General features: G+C 72.2%; 17 protein-coding genes, 1 tRNA gene, 1 pseudogene and 1 riboswitch. Of the genes and pseudogenes, 6 read left to right on the top strand and 13 right to left on the bottom strand.

Annotation, left to right across the window (positions count from 1 at the left end):
- Positions 1 to 60: 60 nt before the first annotated feature.
- Both FLW16_RS43635 and FLW16_RS13175 read left to right on the top strand, forming a co-directional pair.
- A complete protein-coding gene (locus FLW16_RS43635) occupies positions 61 to 1,956 on the top strand; it encodes a toxin glutamine deamidase domain-containing protein (protein ID WP_260615223.1) in 1,896 nt (631 codons plus the stop codon).
- Between the two features lie 271 nt (positions 1,957 to 2,227).
- The gene (locus FLW16_RS13175) at positions 2,228 to 2,425 is read left to right on the top strand and encodes a hypothetical protein (protein ID WP_142560292.1); all 198 of its coding nucleotides are present in this window, start codon (positions 2,228 to 2,230) and stop codon (positions 2,423 to 2,425) included.
- A 101-nt stretch (positions 2,426 to 2,526) separates the two neighbouring features.
- Here FLW16_RS13175 and FLW16_RS13170 read toward each other — a convergent pair whose 3' ends face one another.
- The 4 genes from FLW16_RS13170 to FLW16_RS13155 form a co-directional block, all read right to left on the bottom strand.
- Positions 2,527 to 5,016, bottom strand: a complete 2,490-nt coding sequence (locus FLW16_RS13170; RefSeq protein WP_142560291.1) for an ABC transporter permease — start codon at positions 5,014 to 5,016, stop codon at positions 2,527 to 2,529.
- Between the two features lie 3 nt (positions 5,017 to 5,019).
- The gene (locus FLW16_RS13165) at positions 5,020 to 5,763 is read right to left on the bottom strand and encodes an ABC transporter ATP-binding protein (RefSeq protein ID WP_142560290.1); all 744 of its coding nucleotides are present in this window, start codon (positions 5,761 to 5,763) and stop codon (positions 5,020 to 5,022) included.
- Between the two features lie 113 nt (positions 5,764 to 5,876).
- Positions 5,877 to 6,542: a response regulator transcription factor gene (locus tag FLW16_RS13160; RefSeq protein WP_221891048.1), complete on the bottom strand. Its 666-nt coding sequence runs from the start codon at positions 6,540 to 6,542 to the stop codon at positions 5,877 to 5,879.
- Positions 6,543 to 6,662: 120 nt separating this feature from the next.
- The gene (locus tag FLW16_RS13155; protein WP_260615222.1) at positions 6,663 to 7,844 is read right to left on the bottom strand and encodes a sensor histidine kinase; all 1,182 of its coding nucleotides are present in this window, start codon (positions 7,842 to 7,844) and stop codon (positions 6,663 to 6,665) included.
- Between the two features lie 412 nt (positions 7,845 to 8,256).
- Here FLW16_RS13155 and FLW16_RS13150 point away from each other — a divergent pair, with 412 nt between their 5' ends.
- Positions 8,257 to 8,775: a hypothetical protein gene (locus FLW16_RS13150; protein ID WP_142560288.1), complete on the top strand. Its 519-nt coding sequence runs from the start codon at positions 8,257 to 8,259 to the stop codon at positions 8,773 to 8,775.
- 163 nt (positions 8,776 to 8,938) lie between these two features.
- Here the strand turns inward: FLW16_RS13150 and FLW16_RS13145 are convergent, their stop codons facing one another.
- The 4 genes and pseudogenes from FLW16_RS13145 to bcp all read right to left on the bottom strand — a co-directional run bounded on the left by FLW16_RS13145 (position 8,939) and on the right by bcp (position 11,534).
- Positions 8,939 to 10,147 (bottom strand): esterase-like activity of phytase family protein, encoded by a 1,209-nt coding sequence (locus FLW16_RS13145; protein WP_142560287.1) that lies wholly within the window; start codon positions 10,145 to 10,147, stop codon positions 8,939 to 8,941.
- A 317-nt stretch (positions 10,148 to 10,464) separates the two neighbouring features.
- Positions 10,465 to 10,538 (bottom strand) — tRNA-Leu (locus FLW16_RS13140).
- A 36-nt stretch (positions 10,539 to 10,574) separates the two neighbouring features.
- Positions 10,575 to 11,009: pseudogene (locus FLW16_RS46165) on the bottom strand (HNH endonuclease signature motif containing protein); the annotation flags it as partial.
- A 57-nt stretch (positions 11,010 to 11,066) separates the two neighbouring features.
- Positions 11,067 to 11,534, bottom strand: coding sequence for a thioredoxin-dependent thiol peroxidase (gene bcp, locus FLW16_RS13130; RefSeq protein WP_142560286.1), 468 nt, complete (start codon positions 11,532 to 11,534; stop codon positions 11,067 to 11,069).
- Positions 11,535 to 11,669: 135 nt separating this feature from the next.
- Between bcp and FLW16_RS13125 the strand changes: the two genes are divergently transcribed.
- Positions 11,670 to 11,996 carry a DUF3618 domain-containing protein gene (locus FLW16_RS13125; RefSeq protein ID WP_142560285.1) on the top strand — a complete coding sequence of 109 codons (327 nt, stop codon included), beginning with the start codon at positions 11,670 to 11,672 and terminating at the stop codon, positions 11,994 to 11,996.
- 84 nt (positions 11,997 to 12,080) lie between these two features.
- On the opposite strand, the gene FLW16_RS13120 is transcribed toward FLW16_RS13125, so the two are convergent.
- Positions 12,081 to 13,256: an amino acid deaminase/aldolase gene (locus tag FLW16_RS13120; RefSeq protein WP_142560284.1), complete on the bottom strand. Its 1,176-nt coding sequence runs from the start codon at positions 13,254 to 13,256 to the stop codon at positions 12,081 to 12,083.
- A 201-nt stretch (positions 13,257 to 13,457) separates the two neighbouring features.
- Between FLW16_RS13120 and FLW16_RS13115 the strand changes: the two genes are divergently transcribed.
- Both FLW16_RS13115 and FLW16_RS13110 read left to right on the top strand, forming a co-directional pair.
- The gene (locus tag FLW16_RS13115) at positions 13,458 to 14,141 is read left to right on the top strand and encodes a DUF6286 domain-containing protein (protein WP_142560283.1); all 684 of its coding nucleotides are present in this window, start codon (positions 13,458 to 13,460) and stop codon (positions 14,139 to 14,141) included.
- A gap of 1 nt (position 14,142) precedes the next feature.
- Positions 14,143 to 14,634, top strand: coding sequence for a hypothetical protein (locus FLW16_RS13110; protein ID WP_142560282.1), 492 nt, complete (start codon positions 14,143 to 14,145; stop codon positions 14,632 to 14,634).
- Here the strand turns inward: FLW16_RS13110 and FLW16_RS13105 are convergent.
- The 4 genes from FLW16_RS13105 to gcvT all read right to left on the bottom strand — a co-directional run bounded on the left by FLW16_RS13105 (position 14,563) and on the right by gcvT (position 18,967).
- On the bottom strand, positions 14,563 to 15,990 hold the full coding sequence (locus FLW16_RS13105; protein ID WP_142560281.1) for a hypothetical protein: 1,428 nt from the start codon (positions 15,988 to 15,990) through the stop codon (positions 14,563 to 14,565). The genes FLW16_RS13110 and FLW16_RS13105 overlap by 72 nt on opposite strands.
- 98 nt (positions 15,991 to 16,088) lie before the next feature.
- Positions 16,089 to 17,462: an L-serine ammonia-lyase gene (locus FLW16_RS13100; RefSeq protein WP_142560280.1), complete on the bottom strand. Its 1,374-nt coding sequence runs from the start codon at positions 17,460 to 17,462 to the stop codon at positions 16,089 to 16,091.
- Positions 17,463 to 17,486: 24 nt separating this feature from the next.
- Positions 17,487 to 17,879: a glycine cleavage system protein GcvH gene (gcvH, locus tag FLW16_RS13095; RefSeq protein ID WP_142560279.1), complete on the bottom strand. Its 393-nt coding sequence runs from the start codon at positions 17,877 to 17,879 to the stop codon at positions 17,487 to 17,489.
- Positions 17,876 to 18,967 (bottom strand): glycine cleavage system aminomethyltransferase GcvT, encoded by a 1,092-nt coding sequence (gene gcvT, locus FLW16_RS13090; RefSeq protein WP_142560278.1) that lies wholly within the window; start codon positions 18,965 to 18,967, stop codon positions 17,876 to 17,878. Before gcvT ends, gcvH begins: the two co-directional genes overlap by 4 nt.
- A gap of 138 nt (positions 18,968 to 19,105) precedes the next feature.
- Positions 19,106 to 19,203, bottom strand: a riboswitch (glycine riboswitch).
- Positions 19,204 to 19,287: the final 84 nt, after the last annotated feature.

Here is a 19,287-nt window from a genome sequence, read left to right as displayed (position 1 = left end):
GTCTGGAGTTGGGAAAACCCGCCGTGCATCGGACTGCCCGCCTCTACCATCGGCACCCTGATGAGCGCGAGGAGGGGGGCCAAGCGCGTGAACCAGGAGAGGGCGCGCCGGCATGCGAGGTGGCGGTTGCCGTCCGGTGTGTACAACCCGGTCGTGTCGGCCGACGGCCGGCGATGGCGGGACTACGAGCAGGCCGCGGAGGCGCCTGCTCCCTCGCTGGAGGACCGGCGCCTGGAGGTACGGCTCGCGGCGCTGCCGCTGGGCGTGGACACCGTGACCATGCCGGTGGTGCCGGCCGCGAGGAACGGCGATAACGGGGGGCGCGGGGGCCACGGCCTGGTGACGCCCGCCGGACGGCGCGCGGGGTCGCAAGACCTCCGGGAAGCCGTCCCCGCCACGACGCCCGCCGACGCGGGGAACACCCGGAACATAGGGGCCACCGGAGACATCGGGGACAACCGGGACCCCGAAGACGCCGGGCACCCGGAAGACGCCCCGGACTCTGAGGGGTGCGGGGACTTCGAGGACGCCGGGGAGGATCGGGAGACGGCGGAAGAGGCGGCGGCCGAGGAGACCGCCGGGGAGGCTACCGCGGGGACCGCCGCCGACGCCGCACCCGGCGGCTCGCCGTCGCCCCCGGAAGCGTCCGGCACGGAGGGGTCCGGCGCGGAAGGGTCCGGCTCGGGGGAGTCCGGCTCTGGCGACCTCGCGCACGTGGAGGAGCGCCGGACCGCGGGGACGGAGCCGGACGACACCGAAGCCGAAGCCGGGGCCGAGCACGAGGACGACGTCGAGGACCCGGCCGAGCCCGGGGATCACCTGGAGATCGCCGTGGTCGGGACGCGGGACGACGCGGAGGCGGACGAGACCGCGACGGCCGTGGCGTTCCTCGAAGGCGATCGGCCGGGCGAGCCGCTGCCCGAGCCGCTGCCCGAGCCGCTGCCCGAGCCGCTGCCCGAGCCGCTGCCCGAGCCGCTGACCGAGCCGCTGACCGGGCCACTGCCCGGGCCATTGACCGGGGCGGGACACGACGCCGGTGCCCAGGCCGGACAGGGCGAGTGGCTCGCGGAGACCGCGCCCGCGCCGAGAATCATCGCGCAGGAGGATGGGGCCGCGGCCGAGGTGGGGCATTCCGGACACCAGAACGGAGTCGTCGCCGGGGCCGGACAGGGGCAACCGCACTGTGGAACAGCACCTGCGGCGGCGTCCGGCGCATCTAAGACGGGCTGGGACGAGCCGCGCGAGGAGACGCCCGGCGGGGCCGTGGACGACGATCCGGACACGGGCGAGTTCGCGGACGCCGACGACTTCTGGTCGGCCGTGCTGCACGACGAGACCGAGCGCGACTGGCTGGACGGCCCGGGCCGCCCGCGACGGCTGGAGGAGACCCGCCCGTACGGCAGGCCCGGCGGCCTGGCCGAGGCGGATCCGGGCGGCCAGGTGAGCCTCGTGCAGGCGGTGAGCGGGCGCTTTCCGGACCCGCGAGGCACCTGGATCCGCCTGATCAACGCCGAAGGCCCGACGGAGGACGCGTTCAGGTCCAACAACGCCGTCGACTGCGCGCTGTCGGTGATGTCCACCTGGCACGGCGAGCCCGTCGTGGCGGCGCGCAGGCAGCCGGAGTACGACGGGTCGGGACGCCCACTGCTGACGGGGGAGACCGGGGGCGTCGCCCGCGCCGAGGAGTGGCTCGGGCACCGCTTCGAATACGTGGGCCACGGCCGCAGGGCCTACGTAGCGATCGCGCAGCGGCTGATCTTCGGTGGTCACGGTGCCGCCGCCGTCCTCATCACCCGCTGGGCCGGGGGAGGCAGCCACGCGTGGAACGCCGTCAACTGCCGGGGCGAGGTCCTGTGGATCGACGCCCAGCGGGGTCACATGGCCGTGGAACCGCCGTATGAGGACGTCACGGGGGTCTTCGCGGTGGTGATCGACCGCCAGGGCCGCCGCCTGTGACGACCTGTGCGGAGAGCACCGGCCCGTCGGCGACGACGGTCAGTGACGGCCATGGAGGGCGTCGTCCGCGTCGAGCCGGTCGACGAAGTCGAGGACCCGGGCGGCGACCCGCTCGGGGAACTCGCACGTCGCCGGAGACGTCGGCTCCGCCGGAGATCCAGCGGAGCAGTGGGACGCGCCACGGCTCGGGGAGCGGCCCCACCGTTCCCAGCGAGACGGCGACCGCCTTCCAGGTGATCCGGCCGAACAGGCCGGCGTCTCCAAGGGGCTCGTGCAGCACTACTTCGCCGGGAAGGCCGATCTGCTGCGCGCCAGTGCCCACGTCCTGAGGGGAGAGATCGAGCGCCATGTCGGCGAGGCCGTCCGGGACGCTCGCGGCCCGGCGGACACCCTGCGGTGGGTGCTGCTCGCGATCGTCGAACTGGGCGTGACCGCTGTGGTCCCGCTGCTCGCGGGCACGCGTTCGTGAGCATGGCCGTCGCCGACCCGGAGATCCGCCGCCCGGGTCACCCGCTCGCGCGGGCGGCCCGGGCGGCCGCCGTGCCGGCTCACGCGTTCGGTGAGCGGCGGTCAGGAGGCGGCCAGCGCCCCGACGACCGAGGCCCGGGCCGCGCGGCGGGCGGGCAGCACCGCGGCGAGCACTCCGGCCAGGCCCGAGGCGGCGATGAAGATCAGGATCTGCCCGATCGGAAGCTGGTAGGAGACGTTCTCCGTGAGCGTCGCCGTCGCCGCCCAGCCGTACGCGATGCCGAGCACGACGCCGACGATAGCGCCCACCAGGCCGAGCACCAGCGCCTCGACCGAGAGCATGCCCCGCAGTTGCGGCCTGGTCAGGCCCAGGGCGCGCAGCAGCGCGGACTCGCGGGTGCGCTCGTGCACCGACAGCGACAGCGTGTTCGCGATGCCGAGCAGTGAGATCACGATCGCGAGGGCCAGCAGCCCGGTGACGATCATGAGGATCGAGTCGATGGCCTCGTCGAACTGGCCGCGGATCTCGGTGGTGCTGCCGACCTTGACCGCCGGGTAGGCCGCCGTCGCGTCGTCCACGACCTTGCGCGCCCGCTCGGGGGCCACGCCGTCGGCGGCGTTCACCAGGATCTGCGCGTCGTCCACCGTGCCGAAGTGCCGCTCGAACGCCTGCTCGGCCATGGTGAACGGCGGCAGCAGGGACACGTCGGCCTTCAGCACCGCCACGACCTTGAGAGGGGTCTTCCGGCCGCCTGACGAGACGGTCACGGTGTCGCCCACCTTGACGCCGAGGTCCTGGGCCACGTAGTCGGCCACCGCGACCTCGCCCGCGCCGAAGCCCTCCATGGTGCCGGACGTCGCCTCCGGCTTGATGGCGGTGCCGATGGCCGACTGGGTGACCGTGCCCACCTCGAACTCGCGGCCGTTCACCTTGGCCTTCTTCCCGCGGAACTCGGTCACCGCGGCCAGGTCACGGCTCGCGTGCAGCGTGTCGGCGACCGAGCGGGGGATCGTGCCCGTCTGCGAGGACAGGATGTAGTCGGCGGGGAACTGCTGGTCGAGCTGGCCGCTCACGGTGGTCCGCACCGTGGAGGTCAGGACCGCCATGAACGTCATCAGCGTCACGCCGACGGTCAGCGCCACCGTCGTGGTCGCCGCCCGCTTGGGGTTGCGCCGCGAGTTGTCCACGGCGAGCCGCCCCGGCACGCCGAACAGCCGCGCCGGCACCCAGCCGGCCAGCCCGCTCAGCGGCCGTACGATCACCGGACCGAGGATGAGCACCGAGAAGAACACGAGCACGCCGCCCGCCATGACCGTCAGCAGCGCCGCCTGGCCCGGCTTCTGCAGCACGCCCGCCGCGGTGAGGCCGGCCCCGGCCAGCAGGAACAGGGCGGCGGCGACCACCCGTACGACCCCGGTGCGGAACGCGTGCTCCTCGACCTGCGTGCGCAGCGCCGCGATGGGCGGCACGCGGGTGGCCTGCCGCGCGGGGAGCAGGGCGGCGGCCATCGTCACGACGACGCCGGTGCACATGCCGACGGCGATCGTCTGCGGGGACAGGCTCACGGTGCCCGTGGGGATGTCCGTTCCGACGGCCCGCAGCACGGCGACCGCGGCGGCCCCGAGGCCGAGGCCCGTCAGCAGGCCGAGCACCGACGACAGCAGGCCGACCACGGCCGACTCCAGCACGATCGAGCCGAAGACCTGCCGCTTGGTGGCGCCGATGCAGCGCAGCAGCGCCATCTCGCGCATCCGCTGCGCGACCAGGATGTTGAAGGTGTTGTAGATGACGAGCGCGGCGACGAGCAGCGCGACCGCGCCGAACAGCAGCAGGCCCAGCCGGATGAAGGACGTGTCCATGTGGTTGCGCTTGGCCACCTCGTCGGCGCGTTCCCGCCCGGTCACGGTCTTCGCGTCGCCCACGGCCGCCGCGACGGCCGTACGCAGGCTCTCCGGCGAGGGGCCTGAGGAGATGACGTCGATCTCGGTGAAGCCCTTGGCGCCGGTGACGCGCCGCGCCGTGTCGGGAGTGAAGGCGACCGCTCCCCGGTAGGCGAGGTTCTGGTCGAGGCCCACGTCGAAGATCCCGACGAGGTGGAACTCCTGCCGTTTGCCGGCCTGGTCGAGCACCGTGACGGTGGCCCCGGGCGCGAGCCCCTGCGTCTTGGCGGTGTTCTTGTCGAGCACCGCCTCGCCGGCGGCGGAGGGCGCCCTCCCAGAGGTGATCTTGATACGGCTCGCCGGGATGGACACCCCGGCGGTGGGGGAGTCCCCCACGACCTTGCCGTCCCTGCCGATCAGCGGCGCGTCCCCGGACACCATCGGCTGGGCGTCCTTCACGCCCTGCACCGCCTTGACCGCGGCGAGCGCGCTCTCCGGCAGGCTCCCGTCGGGCTTGGCGTCGTCCTTGGGCGTCACCACCACGTCCACCTTGTCGGCGTCCGCGGCGAACGACTGGGTGAACCCGGCGTCGATGGTGTCGGTGAGCACGAACGTGCCCGCGATGAAGCCGACCCCGAGCACGATCGCCAGGGAGGTGAGGACCAGGCGCAGGCGGTGCGCGAGGAGCCCGGTGAGGGTGGTCCTGAACACGGCTCAGGCCTCCAGCGCCATCAGCGTGTCGAGCACGGTCTGCGGCGTCGGCCGTTCGAGCTCGCTCACCAGCAGCCCGTCGCGCAGGAAGACCACCCGGTCGGCGTACGACGCCGCCACGGGGTCGTGCGTCACCATCACGATCGTCTGCCCGAGCTCGCGTACGGACCTGCGCAGGAACGCCAGCACCTCGGCGCCGCTGCGCGAGTCGAGGTTGCCGGTCGGCTCGTCGGCGAAGATCACCTGGGGCTTGCTGATCAGCGCCCGCGCCACGGCGACGCGCTGCTGCTGGCCGCCCGACAGCTCGCTCGGCTTGTGCCTGAGCCGGTCCCGCAGGCCGACCGTCTCGATCACGCGGTCGAACAACGCCTGGTCGGCCTGGCGGCCCGCGATCTCCAACGGGAGCCGGATGTTCTGCTCGGCCGTCAGCGTCGGCAGCAGGTTGAACGCCTGGAAGATGAAACCGACGCGCTCGCGCCGCAGGAGCGTGAGCTGCTTGTCGTTCAGACCGGTGATCTCGACGTCGCCGATGATCACCTGCCCGTCCGTCACGGTGTCCAATCCGGCCAGACAATGCATCAGCGTGGACTTGCCGGAGCCGGACGGCCCCATGATCGCGGTGAACTCCTCCGCGGCGAAGCCGACATCGATGCCGCGCAGCGCGTGCACGGCCGCGTCGCCCTCGCCGTACACCTTCGTCAGTCCCCGCGCGACGACCGCGGTGCGAACCTGGGTTGTTGTGGTCATGACGCCACGCTATGGCCGTGATCAGGGCGTTTCCTCGGCCTCGCGGACGTTCTCCGCGTGCGGCCCCGGGACCGGCCCGCCGGGACGTGTGCGACTTGTGAGGTAGTCCGGTCTCAGCCCCGCGGATGATCGGGGGAGACCACGCCCGTCTCGTACGCGTAGACGACCACCTGGGCCCGGTCGCGAAGCCCCAGTTTGGCGAGGATGCGGCCGAGGTGGGTCTTCACGGTCGCTTCCGCGAGATGCAGCCGCGCCGCGATCTCGGAGTTCGACAGGCCGCGGGCCACGTGGACCATCACCTCCCGCTCCCGCGCCGTCAGCACACCCGCGTCCTGCCGCCGCGCGTCCCCCTCCGGCAGGAGCACGGCGAAGCGGTCGAGCAGGCGGCGGGTCGTGCTCGGCGCGACCACCGCGTCCCCGGAGTGGACCGACCGGATCGCGCTGATCAGCTCGGCCGGCGGCACGTCCTTCAGCAGGACCCCCGCCGCGCCCGCCTTGATCGCGGCGAACGCGTACTCGTCGAGGTCGAACGTCGTCAGGATCAGCACTTTGGGGCCGTCCGGCGCCGCACAGATCACGCGGGCCGCCTCCACGCCGTCCATCCGCGGCATGCGGACGTCCATGAGGACCACGTCCGCCTCGACCGTGCGCAGCGCCTCGACGGCGGCAAGACCGTCCGCCGCCTCGCCCACGACCTCGATGTCCGGCTGCGCCCCGAGGACCATCCGGAATCCGGTCCGCACCAGTTCCTGGTCGTCCACCAGCATGACGCGTATCACTGCCGCTCCGCTCCGCTCGTCATCGCCGTGATCCCCGTAACCGTACGCGGCCGGGGGACAGCCGGGTCACCGTGGTCCGGGGACGGCCGGACACCGCGGCGAAGGCACGGTCGTGTCCGCTCACGCGGCCACCCCGACGGGAATCCGGACGACCACCCGGAACCCGCCGCCCGGCCGGGGGGCCGCCTCGACGCTCCCGCCGTACATCGCCGCCCTCTCCCGCATGCCGATCAGCCCGTGCCCGCCGACCAGGCGCGGCGCCGCGGCGCCCCTGCCGTCGTCGCTGATCCTCAGCTCGAGCTCGCCCCTGCCGTACGTCATCTCCACCCAGGCCCGCGTGCCCGGACCGCCGTGCTTGAGCGCGTTCGTCAGCCCCTCCTGCACGATCCGGTAGACGGCGAGCTGCTCGCCCTCCGGCAGGGTCCGCGCGGTGCCGGACACGGTGAACTCGGTCGGCAGCCCCGAGTCCCTGACCTGCCTGATCAGGTCGCCGAGCTGGGCGACGCCGGGCTGCGGCGCGTACTCCTCCGCCGGGCTGCCGGCGTCCTGCCGCAGCACGCCCACCAGCCTGCGCATCTCGGCCAGCGCCTGCCGCCCGGTCGCCGATATCGCCTGCATCGCGCGCCGCGCCTGCTCGGGGTCGCCGTCGATGGCGTATCCCGCGCCGTCGGCCTGGACGACCATCACGCTGACGTTGTGCGCGACCACGTCGTGCAGCTCCCGGGCGATGCGGGCGCGCTCGGCCGCGGCGGCGATGCGCGCCTGCTGGTCGCGTTCCCGTTCGGCCCGCTCGGCGCGTTCGACCAGGCCCTCCACATAGCGGCGGCGGGTGTTGGCGTAGATCCCGGCGATCCAGACGGCGACGATGAAGGCCGAAGACGACGGCCATGCCTGGCCGGCGTCGGGAGACCAGCGCAGCATCGCGAGCAGCAGCCCGAGTTCGGCGACCGCCCCCGCGGCCAGCGCCCACCGGAGCGTGCACCGCGAGGCGACGCCGTACACCGCGACGAGCACCGCGATGTTGGCGGGCAGGACGACGACGTCGAGCAGCCACTGGACGAAGCTGACGACGGCGACCACCGCGAACACCTCACGGGGGTGGTCACGCCGCCATGTCAGCGGAATGATGAGCGCGGCCGACAGTAGCAGCAGCCCGGGCACGCCGACCTGCCGCGCTCCGACCGAGCCGGTCCGGCTGAAGGCCTCGACGGTGATCAGACTAAACAGCGCCAGCGGGGAGACCGTGAGCGCGTCCACGAGCTTGCTGTGGCGCCGGGTCCAGGCGCGCAGTCTGCCGAACACGTACCCAACCATATGTATCGGCTGCTCAGAAAGGTCTCACCCTTGCGGCGGATACGGCGGTACGACTCAGGTCGCAGCCGCCCGCCGCGCTTACGCCGTTCTTACGGATCACGGCGCATCCTTGTTCCCGGGAGCGCTTCTGTGAAGCGGGTAAAGGGAGATTGGGATGGCGGATCAGGACGCGGCGTCGCGCGGCGCAGGGGACGAGCCGCGCGGCCCGCGCCCGGAGCCGGAAACCGGGCCGGCCGGGTCGAATGAGCCCACCGCGACCAGCGGATCGGCCGAGCCCGCTGCGCCGGGCGCGCCGACCGGGCCGGCCGAGGCTGGGCCTGCCGCACCTGCGCCGACCGGGCCGGCCGTGCCACTGCCGCCTCCGACCAATCCCACATCACCCTGGACCAGCCCGTCGAACATGCCCGGGGCGGCAAGGCCGGGTTCGCCGTGGTCCGGCCCCGGGAGCACGCCCGGGGCGGCAGGGCCGCATTCGACCTGGGCAGGCCCCGCGGGCCCGGGCCGGCCCGGATCGGGACCCGCGAGCGCGCCCCCGACCGGCAGCGGATATGCCTTCGGCCCCGGCGGCGCGGGATGGAACGCCCCGGGCTGGCAGGACCCGCGGCCGCGGTTCGCGTCCGCCCCGCGGCCCGGCGCCCCCACGCGCCTGGCGGCTCGGCTTCCCCGTGGACACGCCGGGCAACTCGTCGCCGTCGGCGTCGCCTCCGCGATCGTCGGGGCGCTCCTCGGCGGTGGCATCGTGGCCGTCACCAGCATGGTCTGGAACCGGGTGGACGCGGGGACGAGCTGGGACGGCGGAGGCGACCGGCAGCGGCTCTTCCCCCGTGGCTACGGTCAGGACGCGCCGCAGTCCCAGGACGGCCTGCCCCCGTGGTGCAGGCAGACCGACGCCGGAGTCCGCTGCCAGGCGCCCGGCTGAGACTTCCCTCCTTCCGGAGTTCCCGGTAGGTGCGCGCCGGCGGAGGGGCCGGCGCGCGCCTACGGGTTTCCGCGCATTCTCACGGCGCCTACGGGATCGTCGCGTTCACGGAACCCGTACGGTCACCGGATGAACAACGCCCCCGGGTCTGCCGCCCGGTCGATCACCGGAGCGCACGCCGGTCGGCGTGCAGGTGACCCGCGAGCCGTACGGTGATGAACTCGTCGTCGTCGGCCTTGCCCGCCGCGCGGCCGGACGAGAACGGGAAGTTGTTGTCGTTCAGCACCGCGAGAGTGCGGTCGTCGAGCAGGGCCACGTCCTCGATCGTCTGGAACGGGAAGCGGAACGTCCGGCCGAAGCCGCCGATGCCCTTCGGGTTGGCCAGGTTCAGCAGGTCGGCGACGAGGGTCTTGTCCATGCGGCCGTCGTGGTCCCGGTCGGCGGCGTCGGCCAGGTAGATGCGCTTGAAGGCGGCGGCGTCACCCTGCTCGTTGTCCCGCTCGATTACCAGGAAGCGGTGGTCGTCGACCGCGATCGCGTCTCCGATGGCGTTCGAGGGCGACTCGAGCCGGTAGGTCCACCAGGTCGCGCCGTACCTGCCCGTGCGCAGGTCGAAGTCGTACATGCGCAGGTCGCCGGGCGTGTCGCCGTCCACCGTCCCCTCCAGCAGCGGGTGGAGGCGGCCGCCGTCGACCGAGCGGGCCATGCCCTCGAACCCCTTGCTGCTGCGGGTGTTGGGCTGCCCGCCGTTCAGGTTCGGATTCTCCGGCGCCATCACGCCGGGCAGCGGGATCGGGGCCTGGAGGAGCCGCCCGGAGGAGGAGAAGTGCAGCAGGAACGGGCCGAACTCGTCGCCGATCCAGTAGGTGCCGTCGGACGACCGCACGATCGACTCCACGTCGAAGTCTGCGCCGGTGAGCACCCGGTCCGCCCGGGTCAGGGCAAACGGCACGCGCCTGTCCGGATCGCTCAGGTTGAACCCGCCGAGCACCTCCAGCTTCCCGGTCCTGAGATCGGGCTTGACGCGGTGCACGCGCAGCAGGAAATCGGCGCTGTTGGCCTTGTTTCCATAGCCGTTGTCGGACAGCACGTCGTAGGTGCCGTCACCTCTTTTGACGACACCGCTGAAGCCCTGGACGGGCTGTCCCGGGAAGGGCGCGGCGATGCCGTTGAACGGCCCGGCTCCGATGGCCGAACCCGAGGGCTCGCTGCCGGGGACGAAGGTCTGGGCAGGAAGGACGGCGAAACCCGTGAGCGTCGCCTGGCCGAAGTCGGCGGGCCGAGGGGCGGCCAGCACGGGGGACGACAGCGCGGACGAGGTCAAGCCCACGGCCAGGGCCGCGGCGCCCAAGGTGATCGAAAAGCGTCTCATGCCGGGCACGGTAGGGACGTAGAGTGACAAAAGCCCCAACACCAGGAGGCCGCGGACGGACAACTGAGCCGTTTCGGGCGTGCAGGATTTCCCATGACGGTCACTCCCGCTCGCTCTGAGCACGAAGCAGAGCGATAGCCGTCCGGATCGCCGCGGTCCTCGATCGCGCTCCTCCGGCGGACACGAACCGCTCCAGGAAGGACAGATCGTCGGCCCCGAGCATCAGGTTCAGTTTCGCGAGCGCGGGCCGCTCGGAATTCGGCGACTTCCAAGTCCCTGAATACGATCGCGGCTCACCATTGTCATCTGAATTGCAGTGGGGTCGACGAGATTCGAACTCGCGCTGTACGGTACCTAAAACCGTTGCCTCTGCCGATTGGGCTACGACCCCTTTTCCTCTTCCTTTGCCTGCGAAATTCTCCGTCTGAGAATGGCAGTTAGGGCAGAGGAATCTCAGGTTCTCTTTTCTGTTGTCCAGCCAATTGCCATTGATGTGGTCGATGTGCAATGTCAGCGGCCGGCCCTGCCGGGCGCCGCCTATCCTACAGTCTGCGCAGACGTATGGGACTCCTACTTCTCGCAGTGCCCGCCTGAGCTTGCGAGGCTTCTCGCGTCCGGATCCCGGAGGAAGCAGCACGAGGATCTCCACAGGCAGGTAACGCCGGGGCGTCGGGGCGCTCTTGTTCGGCGAGGGCCTGCCGAAGTGGGATGTGTCGATGTCGAAGTGCTTGAGGCGGCGGCTGATGTGGGCGTGGGCGCCGCCCGACCACGGGATGCCGAGATAGCGCAGCACGTCGGCGACGCTGCTCGCGGCGGCCGCCGCGTCGGCGAGCAACTCGGGGGTGTACTTGTACTTCGCCATGCTCCGGAATTTATCGGCCGCCGCCGACAATTCCGGGAGCGTGGCGAAAGGGGTATTTCAGGAAATCCCCAGCTCTTTCGTGAGCCGGGCGACGTGACCGGTGGCCTTCACGTTGTAGAGGGCCTTCTCGATCTTTCCGTCGGGGTCGATGACGAACGTGGAGCGGATGACGCCCATCATGGTCTTGCCGTAGTTCGTCTTCTCGCCGTACGCGCCGTACGCCTTGTGCACGTCAAGACCGGTGTCGGACAGCAGGGGGAAGGTCAGCGCGTCACGCTCGCGGAACTGCCGCAGCTTGGCGGGCTTGTCCTTGGACACGCCCAGCACCACGAAGCCCTGCTCGGTCAGCGCGCCGAGGTTGTCGCGGAAGTCGCAGGCCTGCTTGGTGCATCCGGGGGTCATCGCCGCCGGGTAGAAGTACAGGATGACCCGCCTGCCGCGGAACGACTCCAGCGAGACCTCGTTGTCGTCGGCGTCGGTCAGGGTGAAGTCCGGCGCGGCGTCGCCGGGCTGGAGCTTGCTCATCACGTCCTCCGGAAAAAGGTGACCCGCGGCGATCGGCGGGCAAGCGTCAACCAAACTACCGGCTCAGCCGCTGTGCGGGGCGACCGCCGGACCTGGCAGACTGATCACACACGAATACCACAGGAGGGGGATCGCATGGCGGACACCGATCCCGATGCGCTGGAACGGAAGATCGAGCGCACGCGGGCGGAGCTCGCTCGCACGGTCGACGCCATCGCGGACCGGGTGAGCCCGAAGCGGGTCGCGGAGCGCGGCGTCGAGAAGGCGAAGGCCAACGCGCGCGACTTCGTCACGTCCGTGGAGGACATGGTCCTGGGGCCGCGCACGTACGCCCCGGCCGACGGCGAGGGCGAGCAGCCCGTGGAGTATCCGGCGCCCAACATCGCTCCGGTGCTGATCGGGATCGGCGTGGTCGTCGTCGTCGGCGCGGCCATCGTGCTGCTGCGCCGCCGCTCCCGCTGACCCGCCGCCGGACGACGCCGCCGTGACGCGGTTCACGGCGGCGTCCGCGTTCCCACAGGGACGATCACAAGGCCGGGCCCGCGGTCACAGGAAGGTCCTGCCCTCGCCGCGGTAGGTCGGGACCTCCTCGGTCACCCGATCGCCCTCGACGAGATGCAGAGTGGCGAAGCGCTCGCACAGCTCCCCGGCCTTCGCGTGGCGGAACCAGACGCGGTCGCCGAGGCGGAGGTCGGCCGCGGCCTCGCCCAGGAGCGGCGTCTGCACCTCACCCGCCCCCTCGTCCGAGTGATACCTGAGCCCCGCCGGCAGGTACGGCTGGGGCAGCCGGGTCGGCCCGGGGGCCCCGGAGGCGGGGTAGCCCCCGCCGAGCACGGTCACGACGTCCGGCGCCGGCTTGCGCACGACCGGCAGGGCGAACAGCGCCGCCGGGCGGCCGGTGAAGCCCCGGTAGAAGTCGAACAGCCGGGGGTGGAAGAACCCCGAGCCCGCCGCGACCTCGGTGATCGCCCGCTCGGCGACGGTCTTCTCGATGCTTCCCGTGCCGCCGCCGTTGACGAACTCCAGATCGGCGACCTGACGTACGGCCTGCACGATCCGGCCGCGCCGCACGGTCAGCTCGCGGCGCGACCGCTCCTGCATCCAGCGCACCGCGCGGCCGTACGGTCCCGGAACGTCGTCGCCCACCCCGGCGATCTGGGCCTCGTACGCCATGAGCCCGGTCAGCCGAAGCCCGGGACGCTTGGCGATCTGCGCGGCGATCTCGGCGGCCTGCTCGGGCTCGCGGATCGGCGACCGCAGCGCGCCGGCCCGGAACGCGCCGCCGAAGGCCACGAACCCCGCGTCGACGTCCAGGCAGACCCGGATCCGGTGGGGGAGCCGAAGGCTCTCGATGAGGTCGAGGTGCTCGGGCGAGTCCACCATGACGGTGATCTCCCGTGCCGCGACCTCGTCCGATCCCAGGGCGCGCAGCGCGGTCCTGTCGGCCGTGGGGTAGGCCACGAGCACGTCCCGCAGGCCGGTGGAGACCAGCCACAGCGCCTCGGGCAGCGTGAAGGCCATGACGCCCGAGACGCCGTCCATGGCCAGGATCCGTTCGAGCACGGCCCGGCAGCGGATCGACTTGCTGGCCACCCGGATCGGCTTGCCCCGGGCCCGGCGCACCATCGCGGCCGCGTTCGACCGGAGCGCGTCCATGTCGAGGACGGCGAAGGGCGGCTCAAGGTGGGCCGTCGCCTGGTCGAGGCGCTGTCGGTCGTCCATGGGCGCAGCCTAGTACGGCGTCGCCGGGAAATACATGAGCGAGGTTCACGTTAACCGGGCCTGGGCAAAAACTCCGCCGTGGCGCCGCCATGATCGCGCAAGGCGGCGGGTGACCCGCCCGTCCCGTCACCGCTCCGTGTACCCATGGTGAGGTGACTACCGAGCGGACCCGGCACGGTGAGCGGGAAGGGTGAACGGCTGATGAGCGTCGTGCAGGGAATCCTGGCGGGTTCGTCGGCGAGGAGCGCCAAGGGCGCCGGAAACAACTCGGGCGCCACAGGCGCGGGCAGCGGCCCGGACGCCGAGGGCGCCGGAAGCGACACGGGCGGCAGGGACGCCGCGGCGGGCCGGCGGAGCGCCGTGCGCGTCCTGCGGCCGGGCCGGACCCCGGCCGCCGTCGTGGTAGCCGCCGTGATCGCCCTGCTCGGCTGGGTGCTCACGGCCGTGGTCGTCGCCGTCATGCTCGGCGTGTCCCGGCCCTGGCGGCTGCCGCCCCGGCTGCTGAACCTCACGACGGCCGATCCCGCCGTGCCCGTCGCCGCGGTCGGCATGATCGTGTGCGGGGCGGGACTGGTGGCCCTCGCGCTCGTTCCCGGCCGTCCCCGGCTCATGCCCCTGGAATGCCGTGACCCGCTGCTCGCGATGGGACTGACCCGCGCAGGTCTGCGCCGGACGCTCGCCGCCTCGGCCCGCGAGGTCGAGCACGTCCGGCGGGCCGACGTCCACATCCTCCGCAGGCGGATCGAGGTCGCCGTGGTGGCCGACGCGGACACGACCGGCGCCCTGCTGCGCGAGGTCGGCGCGGCGGTCGGGGACCGGCTGTCGGGCCTCGGCGTCCGGTCCCGCCAGGAGGTGGTCGTACGGCTGCGCAGGAGAGGGGGCTGACGTGCGTCCGCGTTGGGGAAACAGGGTCGGGCTCCTGCTGGTGGGGCTCACGCTGGTCGCGGGAGGTTTCGGCCTGCTGGCCGCCGTGCGCGGGCGGCCCGGCGCGGCCCTGATCGACGCGAGCGTGGCCGACGCGAGGGTGGCCGACGGGAAGCCGTGGGCGCTGCCCCTGCTGGCCGGGGCGGCCATGGTGCTCGCCCTGGTCGCGACCCGCTGGCTCTTCATGGCGCTCGGCTGGGGCCGGGTCGGCAGCCGCACCGGCGCCGGCATCGCCATGCTCGGCGTGGCGCTGAAGGGGATCGACGGGATCGGCCACATCTCGGTCAGGCTCGTGCGCGACGGCAGGGTGCGGGTGTCGGTGTCGCTCCGGCGGTCGGCCGACCTGCGGCAGGTGATCAGGCGGCTCGACGAGTCGGCGGTCTCACGCGTTCGCCGCGCGGTCGGCCGCGATGACGCGCTTGCGGTCGTTCGCCTGCACGTCCGCCGTCGCTGACCGTCCCTCCCGACGCCACGGCGCGGGAGCCGCGCCCGAGCCGAGGGCGAGCCCGGCGGCCAGGCAGGCGAGCGGCACGACGGGCACCACGTAGCGGTGGTCGAAGGCGGCGATCAGGGGCGGCAGCAGGAGCAGGACCGCCGCCGTGGCCCAGGGCAGCAGCGCCGCCCACCGCCGGGCCACCAGCCCGGCGAGCCCGGCCAGCAGGACCGCCGCCAGCAGCGGCCCGCGCAGGAAGCCCTGCTCCTGGTAGGCGCGCAGCCACCCCGCGAACGGCTCGACCACCTTCGTGTCCCCGGAGCTCCCCTGGTACGCGGTGGTCAGCGCGCCCGCCGTACGGCCACCGGAGGCGACCTTGGAGGTGAACGGCTTCACCGAGGCGGGGAACACGTACGCGCTCTGCGTGCCCGGAGCGGGGTAGACCTTCCGGTCCCATCCGAACGCCCACATGGCGTCGTGCAGCCCGGTCGCCAGGAAGTCGAGGGGCTGGCTGCGGATCGCCAGCGAGGCGAACTCGCTCGCCAGCCGGTCCTTGTCCTTCTTCACCCGCTGGATGGGCGAGTCGGCGGCCCAGATGTAGGCGGGCGCGGCGAGCCTGGGCTCCGACGGGCACAGCACCGCCAGCTCCTTCTGCGGCTTCATCACCGAACAGTCGGCGAAGGTCATCGTGCGCGACCACAGCCACGTGCTGCTGCCGCCCATCCCGTACGACCCGTGGGCGTCGTGGAACCAGACGGCGTACCCGCCGAGCACGGCGGACGCGGCGGCGAGTCCGGCGAGCGCGATCCTCCAGCGTCCGGCGAGCAGCACCGGCAGCAGCGCCAGCGCGATGAGGGGCAGCCCGAGGGTGCGGGTGACCGTGGCGAACCCGAGCAGCAGCAGCGCCGCGACGACGGGCCACGCGCCCGGGCGTGGGCGCCACAGCAGGATCGTCACGGCGGCCACGACCAGCGCGGTGAACAGCAGGTCCGCCATGACGAGGTGTTCGAGCTGGATCTGGTGGACGTCGAGCAGCACCGGCGCCGCCGCCAGCGCCGCTCCCCAGCCCGGCAGCCGTGTCCGCCGGCGCAGCACCGCGTAGACGCAGACGGCCATGCCGAGACCGAGCAGGTGCTGGACGATCACGACGGCGGTGATGCTGCCCAGCGGGCTCAGCGCGGCGAGGAACAGCGAGTAGCCGGACGGCCGCGAGGGCAGCGGCCGAAGGTCGAGGGCCGAGCTGAGGTAGGCGAAGGAGTCGGCCCAGAACCACAGCGCGGGCCGGTAGCCGAGCACGGCGAGCGCGCGCAGCGCGACGCCCGCCGCCAGCACGACCAGGAACGCCCGATGCGGGCGCAGCGCCTCGCGCCACCTCACGTGACGGCCCTCCTCATCGCCGGGAAGTCACCACGATATTGGCGAGGCGCACATGCGTCACATTCGCCACATCATGGCGCTCGCCGGCGACGCGAGGTTCAGCACTCGATGACGTTGACGGCGAGGCCGCCGCGCGAGGTCTCCTTGTATTTGTCGAGCATGTCCCTGCCGGTGTCGCGCATCGTCTTGATCGCCTTGTCCAGCGACACGAAGTGGCGGCCGTCGCCGCGCAGCGCGATGCGGGCGGCGGCGATCGCCTTGATCGAGGCGACGGCGTTGCGCTCGATGCACGGGATCTGGACGAGCCCGCCGATCGGGTCGCAGGTCAGGCCGAGGTTGTGCTCGATGCCGATCTCGGCGGCGTTCTCGACCTGCTCGGGCGTCCCGCCGAGCGCCTCGGTGAGGCCCGCCGCCGCCATCGAGCAGGCCGAGCCGACCTCGCCCTGGCAGCCCACCTCCGCGCCGGAGATGGAGGCGTTCTCCTTGAACAGCACGCCGATCGCGCCCGCGGTGAGAAGGAAGCGGACGACGCCGTCCTCGTCGGCACCCGGGAGGAAGCGCATGTAGTAGGACAGAACGGCCGGGACGATGCCGGCGGCGCCGTTGGTCGGCGCGGTGACGATCCGGCCGCCCGCCGCGTTCTCCTCGTTGACGGCCAGCGCGAACAGCGTGACCCAGTCCATCGCCCGCAGCGGGTCGGTCCCGTCGGGCTCGCCCTGCAGCCGCCGGTACAGCTGGTGGGCCCGGCGGCGCACCTTGAGCCCGCCCGGCAGGACGCCCTCGCGGCTGGTGCCGCGCCGTACGCACTCGGCCATGACCGCCCACAGGTGCAGCAGGCGGGCCCGGATCTCCTCCTCCGTACGGCCGAAGGCCTTCTCGTTCTCCATCATCAGGCCGGAGATCGACAGGCCGGTCTCGGCGCAGTGCGCGAGCAGTTCGTGCGCGGTCGTGAAGGCGTACGGCAGCACCGTGTCGTCGGGCTTGATCCGGTCGGCGCCGGTGGCGTTCTCGTCCACCACGAAGCCGCCGCCGACCGAGTAGTACACCTTCTCGCGCAGCACCGTGTCGTCGGCGTACGCCGTGAACCGCATGCCGTTCGGATGGTGGGGGAGCGACAGCTTGCGCTCGAAGACGAGGTGCTCACCGACCACGAACGGGATCTCGTGCACGCCGTACAACGTCACCGTGCCGCTCGCCCGCATCGCCGCCAGCCGTTCGTCGACGGTGTCGACGTCGACCAGTTCGGGCTTGTCGCCGGACAGGCCCAGCAGGACCGCCTTGTCGCTGCCGTGGCCCTTGCCGGTCAGCCCGAGCGAGCCGTACAGGATGGCCTCGACCCGGGTGACCTTCTCCAGCAGCCCGTCCTGGTGCAGACCGCGGACGAACTTGTGCGCCGCCGCCATCGGGCCGCCCGTGTGCGAGCTGGACGGCCCGATCCCCACCTTGAACAGGTCGAAGACGCTGATCGCCATTGACCGTCGCCTCTCAGTTACCTGTCAGGACTCGCCGGAGGTCAGCGCGGTGTACTCCGCGGCCGACAGCAGGTCCTCCGGCTCCTCCTCCACGCGCACGCGGAACAGCCAGCCCTCGCCGTACGGGTCGGAGTTGACCAGCGAGGGGTTGTCCACGACGGCGGCGTTGATCTCGACGACCTCGCCGCCGACCGGCGCGAAGATGTCACTCACGGACTTGGTGGACTCCACCTCGCCGACCGCGTCGCCGGCCGCGACCGTCGAGCCGACCTCCGTGTGCACCTCCACGTAAACCACGTCGCCGAGCTGCTCGGCCGCGTACGCCGTGATGCCCACCGTCACGGTGAGGCCGTCCTCGATGCCGGCCACCCACTCGTGTTCCTTGGTGTAGCTCAGGTCGTCCGGAATGGTGCTCACTTGCTCCTCCTGTAGAAAGGCAGATCGACGACGTCGACCGGTTCTTGGCTGCCCCGGATGTCCACGGCCAGGCCGCCCTTCTCCAGGGCGCTCTCGTCGACGTACGCCATGGCGATCGGGCGGCCGAGGGACTGCGACGGGGCGCCGCTGGTCACCTCGCCGACGACGGCGCCCTCCCGGGTGACGGGGTAGCCGTGGCGGGGCACGCGGCGGCCGCGCGCGACCAGCCCGACCAGGCGTCGCCTGGTGCCGTTCTCCGCTGCCCGTTCGAGGGCGGACTTACCCACGAAGTCGCCGGGCTTGTCGAACCGGACGACCCGGCCGAGTCCCGCGTCGAAAGGCGTGATCGCCGCGCTCAGCTCGTTGCCGTACAGCGGCATGCCGGCTTCCAGGCGCAGCGTGTCGCGGGCCGACAGCCCGGCGGGGACGAGGCCGGCGTCCTTGCCCGCCTCGGCGAGGGCGTTCCACAGCGGCACGGCGTGCTCGTTCAGCACGAAAAGCTCGAAGCCGTCCTCGCCGGTGTATCCGGTGCGCCCGATCAGGACGGGCGTGCCCGCGACGACGCCGGGGACGATGGCGTAGTACTTCAGATCGTCGAGGTCGGCGTCGGTCAGCGCGGCCAGGATCTCGGCGCTGCGCGGGCCCTGCACCGCGACCAGCGCGTACTCGTCCGACCGGTCGGTCACCCGCGCGTCGTAGCCCCGGACCCGGTCCGCGAGCTCACGGGCGACGAGGGCGTAGTTGGAGGCGTTGGCGACGACCATGTACTGGTCCTCGTCGAGGCGGTAGACGATGAGATCGTCGAGGATGCCGCCGGTCTCGTTCACGATCATCGTGTAGCGGGCGCGGCCGGGCGCGAGGACGCTGAGGTGCCCCACGAGAGCGCGGTCGAGCGCCTCGCCCGCCTGTGCGCCGACGACGAAGATCTCCCCCATGTGGGACAGGTCGAACAGCCCCGCGGCCGTGCGCACCGCGTTGTGCTCGGCGGACTCACTGCCGTAGCGCAGGGGCATCTGCCAGCCCGCGAAGTCGGTCAGGGTCGCACCGAGACTTTCGTGGACCCCGCGGAGCGGGGTGGATCGGGACATGCGCACCTCGGAAGGACGGATGCTGCGTTTGACTATCGGGCATCCTCCCCCTCTGTCATCGGCGCCTGAGAGCTTCGTCCGATCTTTGCCGGACTTTCACCTTCGGCGAGGCCTTCCGGCCTTCTTTCCAGAGGTCACCTGGCCCGCACGGTCCTTTGCCTTGAGAGGTTCGCGGGGAGGGCTTGCTCCTTCAGGGGCCCTGACCGGATGCCAGGACGCTCTCCCGCACGGGATCACCGGTGTGCTGCAAGCCTAGTGGTTCGCCGCCATCCCCGTAACCGGCTGGATCGCCCCGATTTCCCCGATCGGGGTATCCCGTC

Source organism: Microbispora sp. KK1-11 (assembly GCF_006874435.1).
Lineage (GTDB): Bacteria > Actinomycetota > Actinomycetes > Streptosporangiales > Streptosporangiaceae > Microbispora > Microbispora catharanthi.
This window is presented reverse-complemented; position numbering and strand designations above follow the sequence as displayed.